The sequence below is a fragment of the Parazoarcus communis genome (assembly GCF_003111645.1).
Taxonomy (GTDB): Bacteria; Pseudomonadota; Gammaproteobacteria; order Burkholderiales; family Rhodocyclaceae; genus Parazoarcus; species Parazoarcus communis_A.
Genome location: NZ_CP022187.1, coordinates 704878 through 728147 on the forward strand (window position 1 = coordinate 704878; position 23270 = coordinate 728147).

At 62.5% G+C, this 23270-nt stretch carries 23 protein-coding genes; 7 read left to right on the forward strand and 16 right to left on the reverse strand.

The window, feature by feature from the left end:
• The first annotated feature begins 81 nt into the window (after positions 1–81).
• Positions 82–894 carry a transglutaminase-like domain-containing protein gene (locus tag CEW83_RS03290; protein WP_108948073.1) on the forward strand — a complete coding sequence of 271 codons (813 nt, stop codon included), beginning with the start codon at positions 82–84 and terminating at the stop codon, positions 892–894.
• A gap of 42 nt (positions 895–936) precedes the next feature.
• Here CEW83_RS03290 and CEW83_RS03295 read toward each other — a convergent pair whose 3' ends face one another.
• A complete protein-coding gene (locus tag CEW83_RS03295) occupies positions 937–3261 on the reverse strand; it encodes an acetate/propionate family kinase (protein WP_108948074.1) in 2325 nt (774 codons plus the stop codon).
• A gap of 280 nt (positions 3262–3541) precedes the next feature.
• Here CEW83_RS03295 and CEW83_RS03300 point away from each other — a divergent pair, with 280 nt between their 5' ends.
• Positions 3542–3856 carry a BON domain-containing protein gene (locus tag CEW83_RS03300; protein WP_108951166.1) on the forward strand — a complete coding sequence of 105 codons (315 nt, stop codon included), beginning with the start codon at positions 3542–3544 and terminating at the stop codon, positions 3854–3856.
• Positions 3857–3901: 45 nt separating this feature from the next.
• On the opposite strand, the gene CEW83_RS03305 is transcribed toward CEW83_RS03300, so the two are convergent.
• The 5 genes from CEW83_RS03305 to CEW83_RS21175 form a co-directional block, all read right to left on the reverse strand.
• Positions 3902–4618 carry a hypothetical protein gene (locus CEW83_RS03305; protein ID WP_108951167.1) on the reverse strand — a complete coding sequence of 239 codons (717 nt, stop codon included), beginning with the start codon at positions 4616–4618 and terminating at the stop codon, positions 3902–3904.
• Positions 4619–4620: 2 nt separating this feature from the next.
• Positions 4621–4953 carry a thioredoxin family protein gene (locus CEW83_RS03310; RefSeq protein ID WP_108948075.1) on the reverse strand — a complete coding sequence of 111 codons (333 nt, stop codon included), beginning with the start codon at positions 4951–4953 and terminating at the stop codon, positions 4621–4623.
• A gap of 111 nt (positions 4954–5064) precedes the next feature.
• Positions 5065–6390 carry an MFS transporter gene (locus CEW83_RS03315; RefSeq protein WP_108948076.1) on the reverse strand — a complete coding sequence of 442 codons (1326 nt, stop codon included), beginning with the start codon at positions 6388–6390 and terminating at the stop codon, positions 5065–5067.
• A gap of 31 nt (positions 6391–6421) precedes the next feature.
• A complete protein-coding gene (locus CEW83_RS20970) occupies positions 6422–6640 on the reverse strand; it encodes a hypothetical protein (protein ID WP_159099375.1) in 219 nt (72 codons plus the stop codon).
• Between the two features lie 151 nt (positions 6641–6791).
• Positions 6792–7178 carry a hypothetical protein gene (locus CEW83_RS21175; protein WP_199915195.1) on the reverse strand — a complete coding sequence of 129 codons (387 nt, stop codon included), beginning with the start codon at positions 7176–7178 and terminating at the stop codon, positions 6792–6794.
• 67 nt (positions 7179–7245) lie between these two features.
• Here CEW83_RS21175 and CEW83_RS21180 point away from each other — a divergent pair, with 67 nt between their 5' ends.
• Positions 7246–7494 (forward strand): zinc-binding dehydrogenase, encoded by a 249-nt coding sequence (locus tag CEW83_RS21180; RefSeq protein ID WP_199915196.1) that lies wholly within the window; start codon positions 7246–7248, stop codon positions 7492–7494.
• A 71-nt stretch (positions 7495–7565) separates the two neighbouring features.
• Here CEW83_RS21180 and CEW83_RS03325 read toward each other — a convergent pair whose 3' ends face one another.
• The 4 genes from CEW83_RS03325 to CEW83_RS03340 all read right to left on the reverse strand — a co-directional run bounded on the left by CEW83_RS03325 (position 7566) and on the right by CEW83_RS03340 (position 12376).
• Positions 7566–8852, reverse strand: a complete 1287-nt coding sequence (locus CEW83_RS03325) for a TRAP transporter large permease (protein WP_108948077.1) — start codon at positions 8850–8852, stop codon at positions 7566–7568.
• A 9-nt stretch (positions 8853–8861) separates the two neighbouring features.
• Entirely contained in the window at positions 8862–9395 is a 534-nt protein-coding gene (locus CEW83_RS03330) for a TRAP transporter small permease (protein WP_108948078.1), read from the reverse strand.
• An 84-nt stretch (positions 9396–9479) separates the two neighbouring features.
• Entirely contained in the window at positions 9480–10706 is a 1227-nt protein-coding gene (locus CEW83_RS03335) for a TRAP transporter substrate-binding protein (protein WP_108948079.1), read from the reverse strand.
• 74 nt (positions 10707–10780) lie between these two features.
• The gene (locus CEW83_RS03340; protein WP_108948080.1) at positions 10781–12376 is read right to left on the reverse strand and encodes a GMC family oxidoreductase; all 1596 of its coding nucleotides are present in this window, start codon (positions 12374–12376) and stop codon (positions 10781–10783) included.
• A gap of 160 nt (positions 12377–12536) precedes the next feature.
• On the opposite strand from CEW83_RS03340, the gene CEW83_RS03345 reads away from it, so the two are divergent.
• The gene (locus tag CEW83_RS03345; protein WP_108948081.1) at positions 12537–13388 is read left to right on the forward strand and encodes an IclR family transcriptional regulator; all 852 of its coding nucleotides are present in this window, start codon (positions 12537–12539) and stop codon (positions 13386–13388) included.
• 26 nt (positions 13389–13414) lie between these two features.
• Here CEW83_RS03345 and CEW83_RS03350 read toward each other — a convergent pair whose 3' ends face one another.
• The 3 genes from CEW83_RS03350 to xsc all read right to left on the reverse strand — a co-directional run bounded on the left by CEW83_RS03350 (position 13415) and on the right by xsc (position 17289).
• Positions 13415–14176: a sulfite exporter TauE/SafE family protein gene (locus CEW83_RS03350; RefSeq protein ID WP_108948082.1), complete on the reverse strand. Its 762-nt coding sequence runs from the start codon at positions 14174–14176 to the stop codon at positions 13415–13417.
• Between the two features lie 75 nt (positions 14177–14251).
• Positions 14252–15268 (reverse strand): phosphate acetyltransferase, encoded by a 1017-nt coding sequence (pta, locus tag CEW83_RS03355; RefSeq protein WP_108948083.1) that lies wholly within the window; start codon positions 15266–15268, stop codon positions 14252–14254.
• Between the two features lie 200 nt (positions 15269–15468).
• Positions 15469–17289 (reverse strand): sulfoacetaldehyde acetyltransferase, encoded by a 1821-nt coding sequence (gene xsc, locus CEW83_RS03360; protein ID WP_108948063.1) that lies wholly within the window; start codon positions 17287–17289, stop codon positions 15469–15471.
• A gap of 170 nt (positions 17290–17459) precedes the next feature.
• Here xsc and CEW83_RS03365 point away from each other — a divergent pair, with 170 nt between their 5' ends.
• Together CEW83_RS03365 and CEW83_RS03370 are read left to right on the forward strand one after the other, a co-directional pair.
• Complete coding sequence (locus CEW83_RS03365) at positions 17460–18299, forward strand: IclR family transcriptional regulator (protein WP_108948084.1); 840 nt, start codon at positions 17460–17462, stop codon at positions 18297–18299.
• 56 nt (positions 18300–18355) lie between these two features.
• Entirely contained in the window at positions 18356–19657 is a 1302-nt protein-coding gene (locus CEW83_RS03370; RefSeq protein WP_108951168.1) for a D-amino acid dehydrogenase, read from the forward strand.
• Between the two features lie 31 nt (positions 19658–19688).
• On the opposite strand, the gene def is transcribed toward CEW83_RS03370, so the two are convergent.
• From def to CEW83_RS03385, 3 genes are read right to left on the reverse strand one after another with little or no spacing between them, the layout of a single operon-like run.
• Positions 19689–20228, reverse strand: a complete 540-nt coding sequence (def, locus tag CEW83_RS03375; RefSeq protein WP_108948085.1) for a peptide deformylase — start codon at positions 20226–20228, stop codon at positions 19689–19691.
• Positions 20229–20257: 29 nt separating this feature from the next.
• Positions 20258–20926, reverse strand: coding sequence for a methyltransferase family protein (locus CEW83_RS03380; protein WP_108948086.1), 669 nt, complete (start codon positions 20924–20926; stop codon positions 20258–20260).
• Positions 20927–20984: 58 nt separating this feature from the next.
• Positions 20985–21899, reverse strand: coding sequence for a LysR substrate-binding domain-containing protein (locus CEW83_RS03385; RefSeq protein WP_108948087.1), 915 nt, complete (start codon positions 21897–21899; stop codon positions 20985–20987).
• A 183-nt stretch (positions 21900–22082) separates the two neighbouring features.
• Between CEW83_RS03385 and CEW83_RS03390 the strand changes: the two genes are divergently transcribed.
• Positions 22083–23270, forward strand: a complete 1188-nt coding sequence (locus CEW83_RS03390; protein ID WP_108951169.1) for an acyl-CoA dehydrogenase — start codon at positions 22083–22085, stop codon at positions 23268–23270.

The following is a 23270-nucleotide window of genomic DNA, read 5'->3' on the forward strand; positions in this document are numbered from 1 at the left end:
GTCAGACATGGCAGCTGACCGGGTTCGAGACCCGGTTCCCCGGGGCGCGGTCGGGCCTCATCTCAAGAATGGAGAAACACTGTGAAGATTCGCGTCGGTTACGAACTGATTTACGACTGCCCGCAGCCCACGCCGATGATTCTGTCGCTGAACGTGCATTTCAGCCGTGCGTCAGACCTGATCATTCCCGACCATCTGATTACCGATCCGTCGGTACCGGTCACGGCCTATCGCGACCGCTTCGGCAACTGGTGCACCCGGATCGTTGCACCCAAGGGCCAGATCAGACTGACCGCCGATGCCTTGATCAACGACACTGGCGAGCCTGATCCGGTTGTGCCGGGTGCGCGGCAGGTTCCGGTTCAGGAACTGCCTGACGAGACCCTGGAGTTTCTGCTCGGAAGCCGGTATTGCGAAACCGATCGTCTTTCGGACATCGCCTGGGGGCTGTTCGACAAGGCGCCGACGGGGTGGGGGCGTGTGCAGGCCATCTGCGACTACGTGAACAGGAACGTTTCATTCGGCTACCAGCACGCCCGCGCGACCAAGACCGCATGGGATGTGTTTCATGAACAGACCGGGGTGTGCCGCGATTACGCGCACCTCGCCATCGCGTTCTGCCGTTGCATGAATATTCCGGCGCGCTACTGCACCGGCTATCTTGGCGACATCGGCATGCCGCCACCCTACGAGCCGATGGATTTTGCGGGCTGGTTCGAGGCCTATCTCGACGGCAAGTGGTACACCTTCGATCCGCGCAACAACACCCCTCGTATCGGCCGCGTGCTGATCGCCCGCGGCTGCGACGCTGCGGATGTTGCCATCAGCAACACCTTCGGGCCGAACACGCTGAAGAGCTTCAGGGTGTGGACCGACCAGGTGTTCAATGGCTGAACCGGCTGCAGCCCGGGGCCTTGACCAGCCCCGGCTGCATGTCTAGTGGCGGCTCTGGATCTCGTCGATGTAACCGATCATGCCGGTGCGGATGTTGGCCGCATTGCCTTCGTCGGTGTCGATGTGCATCGCCAGGCGGAACGCCGGGTTCACGCGGACGACGACGTCCCCGAAAATCAGTTCGCGCTCGCCCTTGATGCGCACGCGCACGACGTAGTTGTCGCGCACCCGGAAACGCAAGGCATCTTCCGGGGTCATGTGAATGTGGCGCTGCGCGCAGATCACGCCGCGCTCTATCGTGGTGCTGCCGACGGGGCCCTCAAGGGTAATGCCGGGCGTGTTGGCGAGATCGCCTGACTGGCGGATCGGCGGCTGAATGCCGACCTTGAACTGCTCCGTCATCGCGATTTCCACCTGCGTTTCCTTGCGCGTCGGGCCGAGCACCCGGACGTTGGCAATGCGGCCTTTGGGGCCGACCAGGTGCACCTTCTCGGCGCAGGCAAACTGTCCCGGTTGCGACAGTTCATGTTCCGGCGTGAGCTGGTGACCGGGGCCGAAGAGCTTTTCCACATCGGCCTGCGACAGATGGACATGGTGGGCCGAGATCTCGATCGGGATCGGCGCCTCGGCCTGATCTTCCTTCATCGCCTGAATCAACTCGTTGCGTTCGATTGCACGCAGGCTTTCCCAGGCCACGAGCCGCTCGTCGTCGTTGGCGATCACGATAATCGTGACCGGCGAGTCGTCAGCCGAAATGATCTTGTACGTGTCGAGCTTTCCGACGTTGCGGTTCTTCTCCTCGTCGAGCTTGATGCCCATGTAGCTCAGGCCCTGACACGCCAGGCTGCGCACCGTGGCGCTGGTTTCGCCGATGTCGCCAGTGAAGGTCAGCACATCGATCCCGCCCATTGCCGCCACATAGGCGCCGATGTTCTTGCGGATCTGGTAACAGAAGGCCTTGTGCGCGAGGAGCGCACGATGGTGGCCCGCACTGGCAGCGACTTCGATCTCGTGAATGTCGCTGGAAATGCCCGAGATGCCCTTGAGACCGCTCTCGGTGTTGATCAGGTCCGACAGCTGGGCCGGCGTCATGTCGTGGTGCTGCAGCAGCTGGATCATGACCGCGGGGTCGATGCTCCCCGAGCGACTGGGCATGATGAGGCCGTCGGTGGGCGTCATGCCCATCGTGGTGTCGACCGAACGCCCATGATCGATTGCGCACAACGAGGCGCCAATGCCAAGGTGGCAGGACACGATCTCGAGTTCGCCGAGGGGGCGCTTGAGGACCTCTGCAGCCTTCAGCGATACATACCGGTGCGAGGTGCCGTGAAAACCATAGCGGCGGATGCCGTCCTTCTTGTACAGATCGTAGGGCAGACCGTAAAGATAGGCGTAGGGCGGCAGGGTCTGGTGGAAAGCGGTATCGAACACGGCGACCTGAGGCACGCCGGGCAACTGCTTCATTGCCTCGCGAATGCCCTTGACGTTTGCCGGGTTGTGCAGCGGTGCGAATACCGAAAGCGCTTCGATGTCTGCAATCACCGCGGGTGTGATCACCACCGAGCTGGAGAACTTGCTGCCACCATGAACCACCCGGTGGCCGACCGCACTCACGTCCAGCAGGTGAAAGGCAAAAGCCTCGCCGAGCAGGGCGCAGGACGCCTGCATCACCGCGAACAGATCTGAGAGCGGAAAGGGCTCACGCTCCATGCTGCGGCTCTGCGGCCCCACGCTGACGCGGATATGAACACGGTCGCGGTCGGTATTGTCGATGATGCCGTGCACGTCCGAGTCAAGGTCGTGCGTGTCGTAGATGCCGAAGTGGATCTGGCTGATGCCGACGTTCAGCACGACGACCTTGCCCGCCGTGTTGGTTGCAAGCGACAGCGCATAGGGATCGTCCGAGCGTGCTCTGGCCTTGCACTTTGACGCGACGAGGTCCGACGTCATGGTCCTGATGCGCTCGGCATGCAGGCGCGAGAGATAGGCGACGCACTTCGGATTGGTCAGTATGTACGCCTGGAAGACGTCCTGCGGAATCATCAGCACTAAGCAGCGACTGCCGGCAATGACGTCGGCCACGATGGGTTCGCCGGTGAGCAGCGAGATCACGCCGAACACGTCGCCTTCGTCCAGCTGGCTGATTACCGTGCGGGTGCCGGTGTTGTCGGAGACCGACACCTCGGCGGTCCCGCTGATCACGACGCCCATGAACCTTCCTTCGTCGCCGGTCTCGAGGATCGCCTCGTTGCCCTCGAAGGTCGCAAGACGGGACCTGGAGAGGATCTCCTCCACCTTGTCCGCGGGGAAGCTTTCGAACAGTCGAACCCGCTCGAGAAAGAACTGCTTCAGATCCGTTTCGCTCATACCCGTCATCGCTCAAGTCCGCTGTCGCTATCTAGTCAGGCATCAGATTAGCAGCTTGTTGCATTGCACAAAACCGATTCTTTGCTTTGGTCGTGAGCGAGTACATGAAAGCCTGCCCGTTTCATATGTGTGCTACCGAACTGTTTGCCGTCATAGGGGTGACTAAGTTCACAGAGCGGATGCGAGGGTAACTTGGGGGAAGCGTGTGTTCTTCTTCCCTGGCCGGATTGCCCTTGATGAGAGACAGCTGATCCGCACCCTCATCATTCAGGAGCTCAACATGAAACAGTTCGGCAAGTATCTCAGCGCACTTTTCCTGGCTTTCTCGTTATTGACCGTCGCGGGCTGCGCCAGCACCGACAAGAAGGCAGGTACGGGAGAATACGTCGACGACACCGTGATCACCGCCAAGGTGAAAGCGGCGATCTTCAATGAGCCAGCACTCAAGGTTGCGGAAATCAACGTCGAGACCTTCAAGGGCGTTGTGCAACTCAGCGGGTTTGTGACTTCGCGCGCCATGGCGAACAAGGCGATTGAGGTGACGCGCGCGGTTCCCGGTGTGAGTTCGGTCAAGAACGACATGCTGATCAAGTGATCGGCATGCAAACGGGCGCAGGGCGGACCTGATGCCCGTTTGCACTTACTTGAGCTCGCTTGAAGTGCGCGTGTTCCGATAGCGCTCAATCATCTTCAGCGAGTTCGCGTACCCGTGGGCAATCTGCTCCGGGTCGTAGCGGTGACTTGAGCCGACCGGACAGCTTAACCGGGCGACACAGCTTGCGGCGCAACGCGAGCCCGGCTGGCGGCGGTAGTCGATGCACCGGTCCAGGTCGAAATCACCACTTGCCATCGCCTGCGCAGGACAGGCGGGAATGCAGGGTTTGTCCCGACACGTGTCACAGGGAGAAACGGTGTGCCGCGCCTGCGTGACCGGCAGTGCGGTGTCTGCAAGCAAGGCCACCCGGTAAGCGAACCAGGTGCCCCAGTCCTGATTGATGCCCACCTTGAACGGTGAGGCATGGTGCCAGCCGGCGAGGCTGCCAAGCGTCTGCAGGCCGACAGCTGTATGGCCAGGGTAAATGCGTTGATGGCCGCAGTCACCGAAGCAGGTGTTGAACCAGCGCGATACGGTCTGGACGCTGAAGTCATCGATTGGGTCGGTGCTGTCAGTGCCGGCCGCCCTGACGGCCGACCACAGCGCGGAGCCGGCATTGCCGATCAGAATGAGCTGGCGGAATTCCTGGCCGTCTTTCATCCCCTGCCGCAGTTGCGCGCGGATCGTCGTGGGCAGGGTGTCCACGTTGAAGACCGCCTGCAGGTTGAGGCCGACGCGGTCCAGTTCGCTGAAGTCGCACATGCTCACGCTGCAGACTCGAGCGCCTGGAGCGCCTGCACGATGTCTTCCTGCTTGCCAGGGCGCACGAGGCGGGCGATTTCCCGGCCTTTCCGCAAAAAAATCAGCGAGGGCCACAGCTTTACGCTGAAACTGCGCCCGAGCCGCCGACCGGGGCCGTCTTCGACCTTGATGTGGCGTACCCCGGCATGAGCGCTCATTGCTGCTGCAACCAGTGGCGCGGCCGCGTTGCAGTGACCACACCAGTCGGTACCGAAATCCAGCACGACGGCTTCGTCGAGTGCGTCAATTTCGTCGCGGGTGAGCTGGTGTTCCTTATACGGCAGGGTCTGGGGCATGGAGTCAGTCCGGTCAGGAGAAGCAGGCTGACAGGATAATGCATCCATGAACTTCGGTCTGAATGCACCCGGGCAGGATGCGGCTTTTCAGATGCCCGGGTGATCAGGCGCTCAGGCGCAACCGGGGATGGCTTCCAGAAGCGATTCGCGACGCTTGCGGCGTCCGATCCATGACGCAGACAGGGCGCTGACGAGGCCGGCAAAGGCGACGTAGGCGCAGATCAGCCACGGGTCACCGTTACCCTTCTGCAGCAGATAGGTGGCGATGATCGGGGTGATGCCGCTGGCGAAGATGCCCGAGAATTGATACACGAAAGAGATGCCCGAGTAGCGGATCCTGGGGTTGAACAGTTCGGCAAACAGCGCGGCTTCCGGTCCGTAGATCGACGCGTAGAACACGCCGAACGGAATGATGATCGCCATCCAGACCACCAGCATGTTGCCGTTGCTGTTCTGCATGAACCAGAAACCGGCAAAGGCGGACAGACCCGTCAGCAACGAGCCCCAGAAGTAGATCCGGGTGCGCCCGATACGGTCGGAGAGTCTGCCGAAAAAAGGAATGGTGAAGATCATCACCAGCGCAGCGGCCATGACGCCCAGCAAGGCATCGGTCCGGCTCAGGTGCAGCGTCTGCGTGAGGTAGGCAATCGAGAACACGCCGAAGATGTTGAAGAACACCCCGTCGATATAACGTGCCCCCATGCCGGCCAGCACATTGCCAGGGTATTTTGTGATGACCTCCTTGATCGGCAGTTTGATCTCTTCGCCGGAAGCCTTCGCTTCGGCAAATTCCGGTGTCTCCATCACGTTCAGACGGATGTACATGCCCACGGCGACGAGCAGGAAGGAGAGGATGAAGGCGATTCGCCACCCCCAGGAGAGGAACTGCTCATCGCTGAGCATCGAGGACAGTCCGGCCACCACGCCCGAGGCAAGGCACAGCCCCAGCGCCAGACCAATCTGCGGGATGCTGGCGTAGAAGCCACGTTTTTCCTTGGGTGCATACTCGAAGGCCATCAGTACCGCACCGCCCCATTCGCCGCCGAGGCCGATGCCTTGTGCGATGCGCAGGATGAGCAGCAGGATGGGCGCCCAGATGCCGATCTGATCGTAGGTCGGGACGAGGCCGATCAGTACCGTGGCGACGCCCATGATCATCAGGGTCATGACCAGCATGCTCTTGCGTCCAAGCTTGTCGCCAAAATGGCCGAAGATCACCCCGCCAAGCGGACGGCTCAGGAAGCCGACGGCAAAGGTACCGTAGGCCAGCATGGTGGAGACCAGCGGGTCGCTGGAGGGGAAATAGAGTTTGTTGAATACGATGCCTGCGACGACACCGTAGAGGAAGAAGTCGTACCACTCGATGGTGGCGCCGATGAGACTGGCGCTGACGACGCGCCTGACTTCCTTTGGATCGTTCTTGGGTGATTGTTTCATTTCTTGTCTCCGGGAATGCTTTGGCCAACATTCAGGTCTGTGTTTTGTTTTCCCTGAGCGAACGCGGCGCGATCAATTTACCGCAGGTGCGTGTTTCATTTTCGCGGCATTTTAAATGAAACGCGACGTTCCACATACAGGAATAGAGACTATTGATGATCTGATAAGCGGCACCAAGATCGATTGCGTCGATGCGTCGAAACTGAAACGCAAAATGGATCCGGCACACCAGAATCAGAGCCAGTCTCATTCATGCCATTCAGGTTTCAGTCAGCTTTCGCCGGCATCCTGGGCCAGGATGCAATATGCGCACGGCGCCGCACGGCCGCAATGAAGCGCGGAACAGATCGCGAAAGCCAGACGGGTACCTGCGGATGGCGGGCGGAGTCCGCGCGCGTCATTCATCCCGAGCGAGGTGAAGTGCTCTGCAGCGCCAGGATGCGACCGGGCGGCCTTTGCTCAGTGAATCCGCTCAGTGAATCCGAGGTCTGAGCTGCGAGCCGGCCCTGCGCATGCAGTCGCCAAGGCGTTCGTGGATCGCCTTGTCGACAGGTGGTGAGCAGTTCATGTTCATCCTGAGTGCCGCCGTGCTTTGCATGAATGTGCCTGGCAGCGGGCGCATGCTTGCAGATTGCATGAGTGATGCCGGCAGCAGCGTTACGGCAAGCCCAGCCTCGACCGCCGCCGCAAAGCGCGCAGAAGTTGAACAGATGGGGGCGGATCGTGTGATCGAGCGAGGTGTCAGCCTGCTCGATACGCTCGGACGCGACAGCCTTGATGGTCGTCATCGACCTGGTCGCCGGTGAGCAATGGCCCGAATTGCCGGATCTTCTGCGTCGGGGTGGCCGGTAAGCCGTGGCAGGTGCGATCGGTGGTCCGCTGCTTGTGCTCGACGTGCACACGCTGTATCTCAATCACCTGAGCTTCTTTGACTGCACCTCGCAGCCGCGTGAAGTGTTCGAAAACCTGGACGGCTACATCGAGCGGGGCGAGATCCGTCCGCTCGTTTCCCGAACCTATCCGCTTGCAGACATCGTGCGCGCGCAACAGGATTTCATGGACAAGAAGTCCGTCGGCAAACTGGTCCTGCTGCCGGCTGCATAGACCCGGAGCCCGAAAAAATGCGGCCACAGTGTTCTCTGTGACCGCATTTTTCATTGACCTGCCGAGTGAGCTCAGCCCGGCGTCGGGATCAGCCCCAGCGACAGCCACGGGACGAAGGCGATCAGCAGCCAGGAGATCACCAGTCCGGTCATGTACATCACGGCGAATCGTACGAGTTGCGAGTACGGAATGCCGGTGACGCCACTGGCAACGAACAGGTTCAGTCCGAAAGGTGGCGTGATGAAGCCGATGGCGGCACCGACAAGGAAGATCACCGAGAAGTGAACCGGATCGACACCGGTTGCAACCGCGATCGGGGCCAGGATCGGGGCAAAGATCACCGTGACGGGCAGGCTCTCGAGAATGCAGCCCGCAGCGAGCACGATGCCCATGCACACCAGCAGCACGACGGTTTCACCGTTGCCGAACCAGGCCACGAAGGCAGCGACCGTCTCTGCCGCACCGAGCAGTGCGAACACCTGCTGCATCACGATCGATACTGCGATCATGGGTGCCAGCATGCCCGTCAGCTGGCCTGAGCGCAGCAGGATGTCGGGCAGTGCTTTCCACTTGATCTCACGCGTCAGCAGCAGACCGGCAACGAGGCAGAAGCCCACGGTGATCGCGGCCGCTTCGGTCGGCGAGAAGATGCCCGAGTAGATGCCGAAGATGACGATGAAGATCGCGAAGAAGCCGAGGTAAGCCTGCCGTGCCGTGCGGAACACGCGCTTCATGTCGAGCGGCGTAACCGAGCCCCAGCCGTGCTTGCGACACATCCACCAGCACACCGCCTGCATCGCGATCACCATCAGCATGCCGGGCAGGATGCCGGCGACGAACAGGTCGGAGATCGACAGGTTCATCAGGAAGCCATACACGATGAAGATGATCGACGGCGGAATGATGATCCCGACCGTGCCGCCTGCTGCTGCAGTTGCTGCGGCAAACCGGCTGTCGTAGCCGTCGGCCTTGAGCAGCGGATGCATGATGCCGCCGATGGTCGCCGTGGTGGCCGAGTTCGAGCCCGAGATGGCCGCAAACAGCCCGCAGGAGCCGATCGTCGCCAGCCCCAGGCCGCCGCGCATCCAGCTCAGGCAGGCATGTGCAAAGTTGGCCAGGCGGGTGGCGATGCCGGCGGCAGCAATCAGGTCACCGGTGAGGATGAAGAGTGGCAGTGACAGCAGGCCGAAGAAGTTGAGCCCTTCGAACAGCGTGACGCCGATGTTGGCCAGCGTGAAATCGATTACCAGCGAGACACCGGTTACCCAGAGCGCGATGACGAGAAAGATCGGCACGCCGACCAGGAACAGGCCGATAACGCCAAGCGATACGAGCGTGATAAGTATTGAGTTGTCCATGCTTGCTCCTCAGTCTCCGCCGACGGTCTGGATGTCGACCAGGAAGGGTTCGCGGCGGCGAAAGCGGCCGATGTCCTGCATGAGATTCTGCAGCGCCCGAATCATCAGGATTCCCCAGCCGACGGGCGTGGCGAGGTAGAACCACCATTGCATGACGTTGTCCGTGCCCTGCACGATCGAAAAGTTGTCATAGGCGAGCTGAGTCTGTTCGATGGTGAACCAGGCAACGATGGAGCCGAAACCGATCCACAGGATGGTGTCGAGCCACATCATGGCGAACTGCATTCCGTAGGGCATGCGCAGGCGAAAGTCGTTGAAAACCAGATGTGTGCGTTTCTTGACGTTATAGGCACATCCAACCCACGCCACCCACAGGAACAGGTAGATCGGGATCGACGTGCTCCAGGGAATCTGGGTGCTGAAGACATAGCGTTCGAAGACCGCATACACGATGATCAGGGCCATGCTGGAGTATGCGATGAGGATGAGTGTGCGTTCGGCGTTGCGGTCCAGCCACCGAAGTAGCGCCATCAGGTACGACATGGGGATGTCTCCAAAAACATGACGGTGGGCGCCGACCCCGCGCGGAGCGGAGTCGGCCGTGTGCTAGTTGAAGGCTTGTGCCAATCAGGCGTTCTGCCACCAGCGGCGTGCCTTTACGTCGGCTACCGCGGTGTTCTTCGGGATCTCGCGCGCGATGTCGAAGATTTCCTTGTAAACATCCTGGCCACCCGACATCTTGGACAGACGCTCGCGCCACTCTTCCCACGGCTTGGGGTTGTACTCGGGGGAGCACATCTTTTCGGCCTTGAGAATTTCCGCATCGGAGAGCGTGGCCACACGCACCTTGTTCTTGCCGAACACGGTGTCCGGGCCGGGGTTGGGGACTGCACCAACGACGTCGATCAGTGCCTTTTCCTGCTCGCGCTGGGTGTATTGCTGGGCGGCGAACGAGGTTTCCATCACCACGTCCTGCAGGTTTGACGGCAGCTTTTCGAAGGTCTTGTTGTTCATTGCGGTGTGTTCCGTGCCGCAGAAGAACTTCAGATCCACCGCCTGCGACAGCACGGGCGCCATGTTGGCGTAGGCGGCTGCACCCATCCAGGTTTCTGCGCCATCGATCAGGCCTTGCTTGAGGCCGTCGAGGGTTTCTTCCCAGGAGATCGGTACCGGGTTGAGGTTCATCAGCTGCATCGCGATGCGCCCGAGCTGGGTGCCGGTGACGCGGTTCTTGGTGCCGGCGAGCTGCTCCACGCTGGTGATCAGCGGTGCGTCGGCGAATTTCTTGCCGAGCATGATGCCGCGCAGTTCGCAGTGGCTGTAAAGGAACTGGATGTTGTGACGCTTGCGCATCGGCTCGCGGAACAGCTTTTCGCTCTTCGGGTGATAGAGGAAGTAGTGCTGTGCGGCGCGCGACGGGAACATGTACGCGAAGTCGAGCACGTTGTAATACGGTGCCGCGCCAGCCGAGTTCTGCGTGCTGGCCGAGAACAGGTCGATGATGCCCTGCTGGGCCTTCTTGACGCAGTCGAGCTGGTTGCAGATGGCGTTGCTGCCGATGAAGTCGATCTTGAGCGCGCCGTTGCTGCGTTTCTCAAGTTCCTGCGCGAACCACAGCTGACCCGATTCCTGGATCTTCAGGTTTTCTTCGTTAAAGCCCGAAGCGCCGAACTTGAGCGTCATCAGCGGGGTGCTCGCGTTGCGAGCGTCAGCCGTGGCGGCGGCGGCCTGCGCAACGCCTTCAAGGGTGAGCGGGCCAACGATGCCGGTTGCGGCAAGCACGGTTGACGTCAATCCGTAACGACCTGCGATGCGCAGGAATCCGCGACGATCAAGAGGTGTCTGATTGGCCATTTGAGTGTCTCCTCTGGGTGGCATTTCGGGCTTCATTGCCCTTGTAAAAGTGGTGAGGCTGCTACTACGCTGGTTCAGCGTCTGTCTGCCTTGATCATGTCGGCCGCTTTCTCGGCAATCATGATCGTCGGGGCGTTGGTGTTGCCCGATACGAGCTCGGGCATGATCGAGGCATCGACCACGCGCAGTCCGTCGAGGCCGTGCACCTTCAGGCGGTCATCGACAACGGCGAGGGGGTCGTGCCCCATCTTGCAGGTGCCTGCAGGGTGGTAGATGGACTGGCTGTAGCGTCGGGCCGCATCGAGCAGTTCGGCATCGGTCTGGAACTGCTCGCCGGGGACGAATTCGGAAATGATGTGCGGCTTGAGCGAGGGGGCCTGTGCGATACGGCGGGCAACCTTGATGCCGCCGATCACGACCGGGTGGTCGCGTTCGTCCGACAGGTAGTTGGGATGGATCGCCGGGTACTCGAGCGGATCGTTGGACCTGATCTCGATGTGGCCGCGGCTGAAAGGACGCAGCTGGCACACCGACGCGGTAAAGGCCGAGAACGGATGCGCGCCTTCACCGGGCTTGTCGGCGCTGAGCGGCTGCATGTGAAACTGGATGTCGGGGCGCTCTGCCTCGGGGCCGGAGCGGGTGAAAATGGTGACCTGGCTGGCGGCCAGCGTCAGCGGGCCGGTGCGCGACATCATGTACTGCATGCCGATCCACAGCTTGTGGATGGGGCTGTTCACTTCATCGTTGAGGGTGCGCTCACGCGTCTTGAGTACGAGGCGTACCTGGAGGTGGTCCTGCAGGTTGCGGCCTACGCCGGGCAGTTCGTGATGGAGGGCTACGCCGGCCTTGTTCAGCACGTCGGCTGGGCCTACGCCCGAGTTCTGCAGGATCTGCGGCGAGCCGATCGCGCCTGCGGCGAGAATGACTTCAGCACGTGCGCGTGCCGTGCACAGTTTTCCGCCCTGCATGTATTCGATGCCTGCAGCGCGCTTGCCCTCGAACAGGATACGGGTGGTCTGGGCGTGGGTTTCGACGATCAGGTTCGGGCGCTTGCGTGCAGGGCGCAAAAAGCCCTTTGCCGTGCTCCAGCGGAAGCCCTTGTGTGCGGTCTGCTGGAAGTAGCCTACGCCTTCCTGACTGGCGCCGTTGTAGTCGTCGTTCAGGGGGATGCCGATATCCTGGGCGGCGGCAATGAAGTGGTCGGCAATCGGACGCCGCAGGCGAAGGTCGGATACCTTGAGCGGGCCGCCGACGCCGTGGTATTCGCTTGCGCCACGTTCCTGGTCTTCGGATTTCCGGAAGTAGGGCAGGACGTCCTTGAAACTCCAGCCCTTGTTGCCCAGCGCTTCCCAGCGATCGTAATCCTCGTGCTGGCCGCGCACATAGAGCAGACCGTTCAGTGAGCTGGAGCCGCCCAGTACCTTGCCGCGCGGCCATTGCAACTGGCGCCCGGCGAGACCTTCGTCGGCCTCGGTGCGGTAGCACCAGTCATAGCGCGGGTCATGCATGGTCTTGAAGTAACCGACCGGGATGTGAATCCAGGGGTTGTTGTCGGGGCCGCCCGCTTCGAGCAGCAGAACCTTGCTCCTCGAATCCTCGCTCAGGCGGTTGGCGAGCACGCAACCCGCCGAGCCTGCGCCAACAACGATGTAATCCACTTCGTGGGCCATGAACGGTGTCTCCTGATTGCTCCGTTCGACATAGAGGGTTTCAACTCTAGGTGTCGAAGCCTGTTTTTGAAAGTGAAACGCTGCGTTTCATAAAAGCTGTATAGTGACTATTGATCGAGGTATAAGAAAAACCAAGGCTAATCTGCAATGGAGACAGAAAATGAAACAGAATCGCGTTCATGCGGACCAGAATCGCACTGCAGCATTGCCTGATCCGGACGAATTCGATGAAACACTGTCCGAGCTCGACGGTGCCAATGAGGATGTGCGAAGACTGCGGCCACTCACCGTTCTGGAACTCCTCACCGAATCGACGCAACCGCTCACGCTGGCGCAACTTGCGGGCCTGATGCGCGTACCCAAGAGCACGCTGATGCGCTTGCTGCAGTCGATGGAGAAGCACGGTTACGTGCTGCACATGCCCGCCGAGAGAGGCTTCGTTACCGGGCCCCGTGCCAACACGCTGGCGCTGAAGACCTTGCGCGGAACCAACATGCGGCGGGCATGCAGGGCGGTGCTGCGCAACCTGGTCAACAGGCTTGGAGAAACCTGCAACCTGACGGTGCCGGACGCAGGCCGGGTGCTCTATGTCGAACGTGTAGAAACGAGTGAGCCGCTGCGCATGCACCTTCCCCTCGGCACCTGGGTCCCGATGCACTGCACGGCCAGCGGAAAGCTCTTTCTTGCGTCCATGACACTGCTCGAGCGCCAGAGCATCCTGTCGCGCCAGGTGCTCGCCCGGCATTCACCGCACACGATCATCGACCGCCAGGAGCTGGAGGCCGAGCTGGCGAAGAACATGAAGCGCGGCGTCGGGGTCGACAACGAGGAGTTCGTGCGCGGCATGATTGCCGTATCGGTTCCGGTTCACGGACCCGACGGCAAGGTGGTTGCAGCGATTGCCTGTCATGCGCCGACTGCACGCCTGTCGCTCGACAATCTGTTCGAGAACGTGCCCCAACTGAGGTCTGCTGCCACCGAGATGGGTGCCATCCTCTTTCCGGAAAGCTGATACCCCGGACCCCGGCACGGATCGATTCAGAATGCCAGTTCCGAGAGTGCCGACACCACCAGGCCTGCACCGATCAGGATCAGGATGCCGAAGGCAATGCGCCGCATCGTGACCTGTGCCAGCGGGGGCGGGTAGTGCCTGCCGGCCGCAGTGGCGAGTGCGACGAGCAGGGCGGCGATTGCGGCCAGGATCCAGATCTCGCGTGTAAGTTCGCCGTTGATCCCGAGATAGACCGTGCGTGTCGCCGACGTGAAGGCGAACACCAGCAGCAGCATGTGGCGCACGACAGCCAGATCCATCGGCTGGCGATAGAAGTGGAAGATCGCGGGGGGGCCGGCCATGCCGAAGAGACCGCCGAACAGGCCGGAGAACAGTCCACAGACGAAGAAGCCGCGGTCGGGCGAGCGTTCCGCGTGCTGCGTCGGGCGCAGGGCGAACACCACGCCGCTGTAGGTAATGACCGCGCCGAGCAGGAGTTTCAGAATGATTGATGCGGCGCTGTTCAGGTAGTTGAGCAACAGCACGCCGGCCACGATTGACGGGATGACGCCGAGCAGCACCGCTCCTGCCGCCCGCCAGTCGACAAGGTGCATGCGCCCTGGCAGCGCCACGGCACTGTTGACCAGGGTGATCAGGCTGACGACCGCGGCGACGACCGGAACCGGCGCCAGCTCGAATCCACTCGTCGCGCCCATCACGATCATGCCGAGACCGAAACCGGTCACGGTCTGGATATATGTCGCGATCGCAATCACAAACATGAGTGCGGTGAGGTGTTCGATACTCATTGTTTGTCCGCCCAGTTAGGTCAGACGCCCGGCGCGGTCCGGATGGGGCCGGTGCGGGCGTTCGGTGCCGACGCCTTATGCGGCAGCCGCCGATTTTGCTGTCAGTGCCTGCACCACGGTGACTGCGATGACGTGAAAGACGTCTTCGGCGCTGCAGCCGCGCGAGAGGTCGTTGGCGGGTTTGGCCAGGCCTTGCAGCAGAGGGCCGATGGCGACCGCACCCCCTACGCGCTCGGCCAGCTTGTAACCGATGTTGCCGGCTTCGAGGTTGGGGAAGATCAGGACGTTGGCCTTGCCCTTGACCTGGGATGCCGGCAGCTTGCGGTTGGCGATCTCGGCGACGATGGCGGCATCGAGCTGCACATCTTCGTCGATGGCCAGCCCGGGCCGCTGTGTCTTCACCAGGCGCGACGCCTCGACCACCTTGTCTACCGCGGCGTGGCGGGCGCTGCCGCTGGTGGAGAAGGACAGCATTGCAACGCGCGGTTCTTCCATCAGCAGGTTGCGTGCGCTGTCCGCAGCGGCCATGGCGATCTCGGACAGTTCGGTTGCGTTCGGATCGACGACCAGACCGCAGTCGGAGAAGATCAGTCCGCCCTTGAGCGTATGAAAGGGCTCGCACAGCATCATCAGGAAAAAGCTGGATACGAGCTTGAATGACGGGTTCACACCGATCACCTGGATCGCATTGCGCACGACATCCGCGGTGGTGCGGACTGCGCCCGATACGGTGCCGTCGGCGTAGCCGGTGCGTACCAGCAGGTTGGCGCAGACCAGCGGATCGCGTGCAGCAGTCTCTGCCTGCTCGGCGGTCATGCCTTTCTTGCTGCGCAACTCGAACAGGGTGCGGGCGAGCGCGGCCTGGTTGGGGGCGTCGGCCGGGTCGTGAAACTCGATGCCGTCTAGCGGCAGTCCATGCTCGGCTGCCAATGCGGTGCTGCGGTTGCGATCCCCGACCAGAATGATCCGGGCAATGCCTTCTCGGGTTGCACGTACGGCAGCCTCGAGTACGCGGGCGTCGTCACCTTCGGACAATGCAATCCGCGCGGGCGCGCTTTGCGCCTGCTCAATGATTCGGTTGAGCGCTTTCATCAGTCTCGTTCCTCACGAAGTCCGGCTGTGGGAGGTGCAGAAAAAAATGCGCCGGAAACCCTGGTTAAGGGGGACCAGGACTTCCGGCGAAAAACTCAATCCAAGGAGGGATGGGTCTGGATTGAGCGGTGCAGACAGGGTGCAGCAACGGAGACAATTGCCTGAGGGGTCAGCAATCGCCTCTGCATTTGCTCAGCAGGTCAGACGTAGTCCTTGTACTTGTCGAGGTGACGAACCGGCTTGGACAGTGCATCGCGGCGGAAGGGGTCGCCGAGCTCACGGGTACACATGATCTCGATGATGGTGGTCTTGCCTTCGTTCATCTGCATGTCGATGGCCTTCTTCAGCGCCGGGCCGACATCCTCGATTTTGTCGACGGTGATGCCCTCGGCGCCCATGGCGCGGGCGATCTCGGCGAAGGACTGGTTGTCGAGCTCACCGGCGACGAAGCGGCGGTTGTAGAAATCGACCTGGTTCTTCTTCTCCGCACCCCACTGACGGTTGTGGAACACCACCGCGGTGACCGGGATGTTGTGACGCACGCAGGTCATGGTCTCCATCAGGCTCATGCCCCAGGCACCGTCGCCGGCGTAGGACACGGCCGGACGATGGGGCGCGGCGACCTTGGCACCGATGATGGTGGGGAAGGCGTAACCGCAGTTGCCGAAGCTCATCGCCGCGAAGAAGGAGCGCGGCTTCTCGAAGCGCAGGTAGCTGTTGGCCACCGAGTTGATGTTGCCGATGTCGGTCGACACCATCACGTCCTCGGGCATCGCCTTCTCGAGCTCACGCAGCACCTGACGCGGATGCAGATAGTCGCCACCCTGGAAGGTCTTCTCCTTCGCGTTCTCCTCGATCATGTCGAGGCTGAAGGCATCCTTCTCGTGCGTCCACTCGTCGAGCTCCTTCTCCCACGCCGCCTTCTCGTCGGCGATCTTCTGCGCGCGGGCAGCCTTGTCGGCATCGCACGCCAGGGTCTTGCCTTCCAGACGACGGGTCAGCGCCACGGCGGCCGCCTTCGCATCGCCGCAGATCCCGACCGAGATCTTCTTCACCAGGCCGAGCATCTTGTTGTCGGCGTCGATCTGGATGATCTTTGCGTTCTTGGGCCAGTAGTCCATGCCGTGCTGGGGCAGGGTACCGAAGGGGCCCAGACGCGAACCCAGCGCCACCACCACGTCGGCCTGCGCCATCAGCTTCATCGCCGCCTTCGAACCCTGGTAGCCCAGCGGGCCGCACCACAGCGGATGGCTCGCGGGGAAGGAATCGTTGTGCAGGTAGCTATTGACCACCGGTGCGCCCAGGCGCTCGGCCAGGGCCTTGCACTCCTCGACCGCATCGGCCATCACCACGCCACCGCCGGAGATGATCACCGGGAACTTGGCCGTGGCCAGCAGCGCTGCGGCCTCGTCGAGCGACTGCTCGCCACCGGCGCCCCGGTCCAGACGGGCGGGCTTGGGAATCTCGCAGGTAATGTCACCGTAGAAATAGTCACGCGGAATGTTCAGCTGGGTCGGGCCCATCTCGCTCATGGCGCGATCGAAACAGCGGCCGGTGTACTCGGCCATGCGGGCCGGGTGGGTCACGTGGCCCTGGTACTTGGTGAACTCCTGGAACATCGGCAGCTGGTTGCACTCCTGGAAACCACCCAGCCCCATGCCCATGGTGCCCGTCTCCGGGGTCACGATCACCACCGGGCTGTGGGCCCAGAAGGCGGCGCCGATCGCGGTCACGCAGTTGGAGATGCCGGGGCCGTTCTGGCCGATCACCACGCCGTGGCGACCCGAGACGCGGGAGAAGCCATCGGCCATGTGGCCGGCGCCCTGCTCATGCACCACCGGGATCAGGCGGATGCCGGCCGGCGCGAAGATATCCATCGCATCCATGAAGGCCGAGCCCATGATGCCGAACATGTCGGTCACGCCGTTCGAGACCAGGGTCTCGACGAAGGCCTCGGAAGGGGTCATGCGGGTGGGACCGACGGGCACGGACCGGTTGGCTTGGCTGTTCTGATCGCTCATGATGCGCTGTCTCCTGTTAGGGAAGGTTTTATATCGAAACCGGTACGAAGAGTTCCGATAAGTGAGATTGAGACGAACTTTAGGCTGGCGAGAGATGGGAGTCAACGAAAAATTTCAAAAAACGATACGACTTGTATCGGAAAAAGAAACTGAACTATGATGGAACGGCCATGAACGACACCACACACACCTCGCATCAGAGCGCCACGCAGCCGGAGATCGCCCGCATCGACGGGGATACGCCGACGCTGCGCCTGTTTGCGCTGCTCGAAGTGATCGCGCAGAAGAACCAGTTCTTCTCGCTGCAATCGCTGGTGGAAGAGACGGGTCTCCCGAAGCCGACGCTGCACCGGATGCTGCAGCAGCTCGAGAGCGCGGGGATGCTGCAACGGGACGGCGACGGGCGTCACTACAGTACGGGGATGCGGCTGCGGCGCATGGCCGAGCAGCTGCTGCTGAACAACACGGTGCATGGTGCGCGGCGCGCGGTGCTGCGCCAGCTGGTCGATGAAGTGGGCGAGAGCTGCAACCTCACCGCGCTGTCGGGCAGCGAGGTGCTGTACCTGGACCGGGTGGAGACGCCGGCGCCGCTGCGCTTTTACCTGCACCCGGGCTCGAGGGTGCCGGCGCACTGTTCGGCCAGCGGGAAGCTGTTTCTGGGGCAGATGAGCCCGAGCCAGCGCAAACGCCTGCTCGAACACACGCCGCTGGAGAAATACACCGCACGCACGCTGACCACGTTCGAGGCGCTCGACGCGGAGGTGGAGCGGGTGAGCCGGGACGGGTACGCGTTTGACGACGAAGAGTTCCTGCCGGGGCTGTTCTGTCTGGCGGTGCTGGTGCCGAACCCGAACGGGCGCTCGAACACGGGGATCGCGATCCAGGCGCCGGTGATGCGGCTGAGCCACGACAAGGTGCTCAAGCTGCTGCCGGCCTTGCAGCGGGCGGCACAGGCCATGGCAAAGATCGAGGCCGATGCGATGCCGGAGAGCAGTCAGAGTAGCGCCTGAGTCGGGGTTTCGGCAGGGACTGCAGGCAAGGCGCCCACAACAAGCGGAGATGCATGATGAGAGTTGCGGTGCTGGGGGCCGGTGTGGTCGGCGTGGCGTCGGCCTGGTATCTGGCGCGAGCCGGTTTCGAGGTGACGGTGATCGACCGCCAGCCGGATACCGGGCTGGAAACGAGCTTCGCCAACGGCGGCCAGATTGCGGTGTCCCACGCCGAACCGTGGGCGAACCCGTCTACGCCGCTGAAAGCCCTGTCCTGGCTCGGCCGCGAAGATGCCCCCTTGCTCTTTCGTCTGCGTGCCGATCCGGCCTTGCTTGGCTGGACGCTGCGTTTCCTGCGCGAGTGCCTGCCGGGGCGCACGCGGCAGAACATCCGCCACATTCTGAATCTGGCCTCGTACAGCCGCCAGTGCCTCGGCAGCCTGCGGCGCGAACTTGCGGGTGAAGGCGGGCTGCACTACGACCATCTGGAGCGCGGGATTCTGCATTTCTATACCGATCCTGCGGAGTATCGGGCGGCGGTACATGCGGCTGGCATCATGCGTGAGTTCGGTTGCGACCGAAAACTGCTCAGCGTGGACGAATGCATTGCGCTCGAACCGGCGCTGGCTTCAAGTGCGTCCGCGCTCGTTGGTGGCGATTACACCCGTGAGGACGAGTCGGGCGATGCCCATGTCTTTACCCGGCAACTCGCAGCGCATTGCCGGCGGATCGGTGTGCGTTTCATGCTCGGCGACGGGGTCCGGGCGCTTGAGCGTAAAGACGAACGCGTAACCGCGGTGCTCACCGACACGGGCGGGCGCATCGAGGCCGACGCCTGTGTGGTCGCGCTGGGGAGCTACAGCCCGCTCTTGCTGCGCCCGCTCGGACTGCGTATTCCGGTGTATCCCGCCAAGGGCTATTCAGCAACGCTGGCCCTGGCGCCCGATTCCGTCGCACCCACCGTCAGTCTCACCGACGACGGCCACAAACTCGTGTTCTCCCGTCTGGGCAATCGCCTGCGGGTCGCGGGTACAGCGGAATTCAACGGCTACGACCTGTCGCTCAATCCTGCACGAAGCAATGCCTTGCTCGCGCGCACCCGCAGTCTTTTCCCTGATCTGCGCGAGACCAGCGAACCGGAACTGTGGTGCGGGCTGCGTCCGGTCACACCGTCCAGTGTGCCGCTGATCGGGCGCACGGCGCTGCCCAATCTCTGGCTCAACACAGGGCACGGCACGCTGGGCTGGACCATGGCCTGCGGCTCGGGCGCGGCGCTGGCTGATCTGCTGCGCTCAAGGGCGCCAGGCCTCGCTTTCCCGTTTGTCGGGCAGGATCACAGCGTGCGCGACGCGGCCGGAGAGCTGTCAGTCCAGCGCTGAGCGCAGGCTCGGTGGTCCGGCGGAAACAGCTTCATTCGGCTGCCGGCGCATCCCCCTGGGCCGGGAACAGTACGTCGGTATAGCCAAAACGGCTGAAATCACGAACCCGCATCGGGTACAGGGTGCCGATCAGGTGGTCGCACTCGTGCTGGACGACCCGCGCATGAAACCCGTCCACACAGCGGTCGATCGGTGTGCCGTCGGCATCGAAGCCCTGATAGCGCAGGCGGCGAAAACGCGGCACGATGCCGCGCAGGCCCGGCACCGACAGGCAGCCCTCCCAGTCCTCATCTTCTTCTGCGCCGAGCGGCGTGAGCACGGGATTGATCAGGATGGTGGGTGGAACTGCCGGTGCATCGGGGTAGCGCGCGCTGCGCTCGAAACCGAAAATCACCAGCTGCAATCCGACGCCGATCTGGGGCGCTGCGAGGCCGACGCCACCGGCCGCGGCCATGGTGTCGAACATGTCGGCAATCAGGGTGTTCAGCTCGCGCGTGCCGAAGGCCTTCACCGGGGCGGCGGGCTGGAGCAGGCGTGGGTCGCCCATTTTCAGGATGCTGCGGACGGTCATGGCGGTTTACTCGTGGTGGCGGTTATTCGTCATGGTGTGCGGGTTTGAGGATGGCTTATCGTTTCGAGTTCGCGCGCTTCGCCCGCGCTCAGGCGGCGACCCGGCAGCGGGAACAGGCCGGGGACCCTGGCCTGATACCGTACATAGGCTTCGCCATGGAAGCCGCGAAGCTTTCGTTCCTCGAACAGCGATCCGATCCAGAGGTAGAGCGAGATGAACACGGTGCTCAGCAGTCGCGCCTCGTCCATGTCGCGGGTCCAGAGAATGACAAGTCCGAGTGCGTACCACGGATGGCGGACGTAGCGGTGCAGCGGCGAGAGGCGAAAGCCGCCGAGATCCTCCACGGCATGTTCGCGGCTGCGCCATTGCGCGAGACCGGTGAAGCTGCCCATGTCGTAATAGCGGCTCGAGACCGCGAAGCCGGCAAGCGCAGCCAGCGCGAGGGCGTTGGCCAGCCACGCGTAGATACCGGTCCATGCCCACAGCAGGGGGCCGGACCAGCTGAAGGTGAGCCATAGCGGCGGGACCAGCAGTACGATGCCGAGCAGGTTGAACAGAATGCGGTAGGACGGCATCAGCGCGGGCGCGTGACGCGCCACCAGGGCCTTGAAGCCAAGCGCGGCCAGCAGCGAGTGGATAGCGCCATAGGCGATCCAGCTCAGGCTCAGAATGATGATCTGCAGCGGGTCCAGGTGCATCGGGAAGTAATCGTCCTGTTTCCGGGCCGGTTTGTAGGTCGCAAGGTGTGAGCCGGGCTCACAGCGGCGGTGTGCCGTGCTCACTATAACGCGCTGTCTCGGCTTGCAGCCACAGGCGGAACTCGGTGAGCGCCACCCGCTCTGCCTTGCGCTCGGGCACGATCAGATAATAGGCGCGTTCGCTGCGCGCGCTGTGCGGGCAGGGCATGATCAGCTCGCCAGCATCCAGCTCCTGCCGGATCAGGAAGGGCGGGATCAGCGCCACGCCGAGCTGGTGAATCGCGGCCTGCGCCAGCATCGAGAACAGTTCCAGTCGCGGTCCGCTCATGTCCTGCTCGACCCGCATGCCGAGCGACTCGAACCAGTGCCGCCAGCCGTAGGGGCGGGTGGTCTGCTGCAGCAGGGGGAGGGTGGAGATTTCCGCCGCGTTCATCACCGGCTTCACGCCCTTCAGCTTGGGGCTGCACACCGGCACCGGATTCTCGTGCATCAGAAAGTGGGCCTCGGTACCCGGCCATCCGGCGTCGCCAAAGTAGATTGCGGCGTCAAACTCGGTCTCGTCGAACAGGAAGGGGCGCGTGCGTGTGCTCATGTTGACGGTGCTGTCGGGGTGGCGGGCGAGGAAGTCCGGCAGCCGCGGCAGCAGCCAGCGTGTGGCAAAGGTCGGCACCACCGCAAGCTCCAGCTTGGCGCCGCGTCCATGGTGCGACATCACCGACAGCGTGTCGCGTTCGACCGCGTCGAGCCGGGCCGAAATCTGCCGGCTGTAGCTCTCTCCGGCCTCGGTCAGACGCACGCCGCGCCGCGTGCGGCGAAACAGGCTGACGCCGAGGAAGTCTTCCAGAGACGCAATCTGACGGCAGACTGCACTTTGCGTCAGGGCCAGTTCATCGGCCGCGAGGGTAAAGCTTTCGTGCCGTGCCGAGGCGTCAAACGCTAGCAAGGCGGCGGTGCTGGGGATTTTTCTGCGCATGGACGGTCTCTTTCCGGCGTGTCGTATTGAACCTGAGTCGGAATTACGGAGTGAATAGAACGCACAGCTTACTTCGAAATAGTCGTTTGCCGACAGCGCCGGGGAAGCCTAGTATCGATTCACCGGGCGGGGCAGACGATGCTGCCGCCAACAAACCACCAAGATTCGTTCAAGGAGATCCACATGGCTGCAGGCAAAACCGCGTTCGACTGGGCTGACCCCTTCTTTCTGGACGGCCAGCTGACCGAAACCGAACGTCTGGTGCGCGATGCTGCGCGCGCCTACTGCCAGGAAAAGCTGCTGCCGCGTGTGCAGGAAGCCTTCCGCCATGAGAAGACCGACCGCGAGATCTTCAACGAGATGGGCGAACTCGGCCTGCTCGGGCCGACCATCCCGGAGGAGTACGGTGGCGCCGGCATGAACTACGTGTGCTACGGCCTGATTGCGCGTGAAGTCGAGCGTGTGGATTCCGGCTACCGCTCGATGATGAGCGTGCAGAGCTCGCTGGTGATGGTGCCGATCAACGAATTCGGCAACGAAGCCACCAAGAAGAAGTATCTGCCCAAGCTCGCCACCGGCGAATGGGTGGGCTGCTTCGGCCTGACCGAGCCCAACCACGGCTCCGACCCCGGCAGCATGGTGACCCGTGCGCGCAAGGTCGACGGCGGCTATAGCCTGTCGGGCTCCAAGATGTGGATCACCAACAGCCCGATAGCGGACGTGTTCGTGGTGTGGGCCAAGGACGACGAAGGCCAGATCCGCGGCTTCGTGCTGGAGAAGGGCTGGAAAGGGCTGTCCGCACCCGCGATCCACGGCAAGGTCGGCCTGCGCGCCTCGATCACCGGTGAGATCGTCATGGACGAAGTGTTCTGCCCGGAAGAAAACGCCTTCCCGACGGTGCGCGGCCTCAAAGGCCCCTTCACCTGCCTGAACTCGGCGCGCTACGGCATCGCCTGGGGCGCACTCGGCGCGGCGGAAGCCTGCTACGAAACTGCGCGTCAATACACGATGGACCGCAATCAGTTCGGTCGTCCGCTTGCAGCCAACCAGCTGGTGCAGAAGAAGCTCGCCGACATGCTCACCGAGATCACGCTGGGTCTGCAGAGCTGCCTGCAGGTCGGTCGTCTGAAGGACGCTGGCAACGCACCGGTCGAGATCACCTCGATCATCAAGCGCAACAGCTGCGGCAAGTCGCTGGACATCGCCCGCATGGCGCGCGACATGCTTGGCGGCAACGGCATCTCGGACGAGTTCTGCGTAGCCCGCCACCTGGTGAACCTGGAAGTGGTGAACACCTACGAAGGCACGCACGACGTGCATGCGCTGATCCTCGGCCGCGCCATCACCGGCATCGCTGCGTTCAGCAACTGA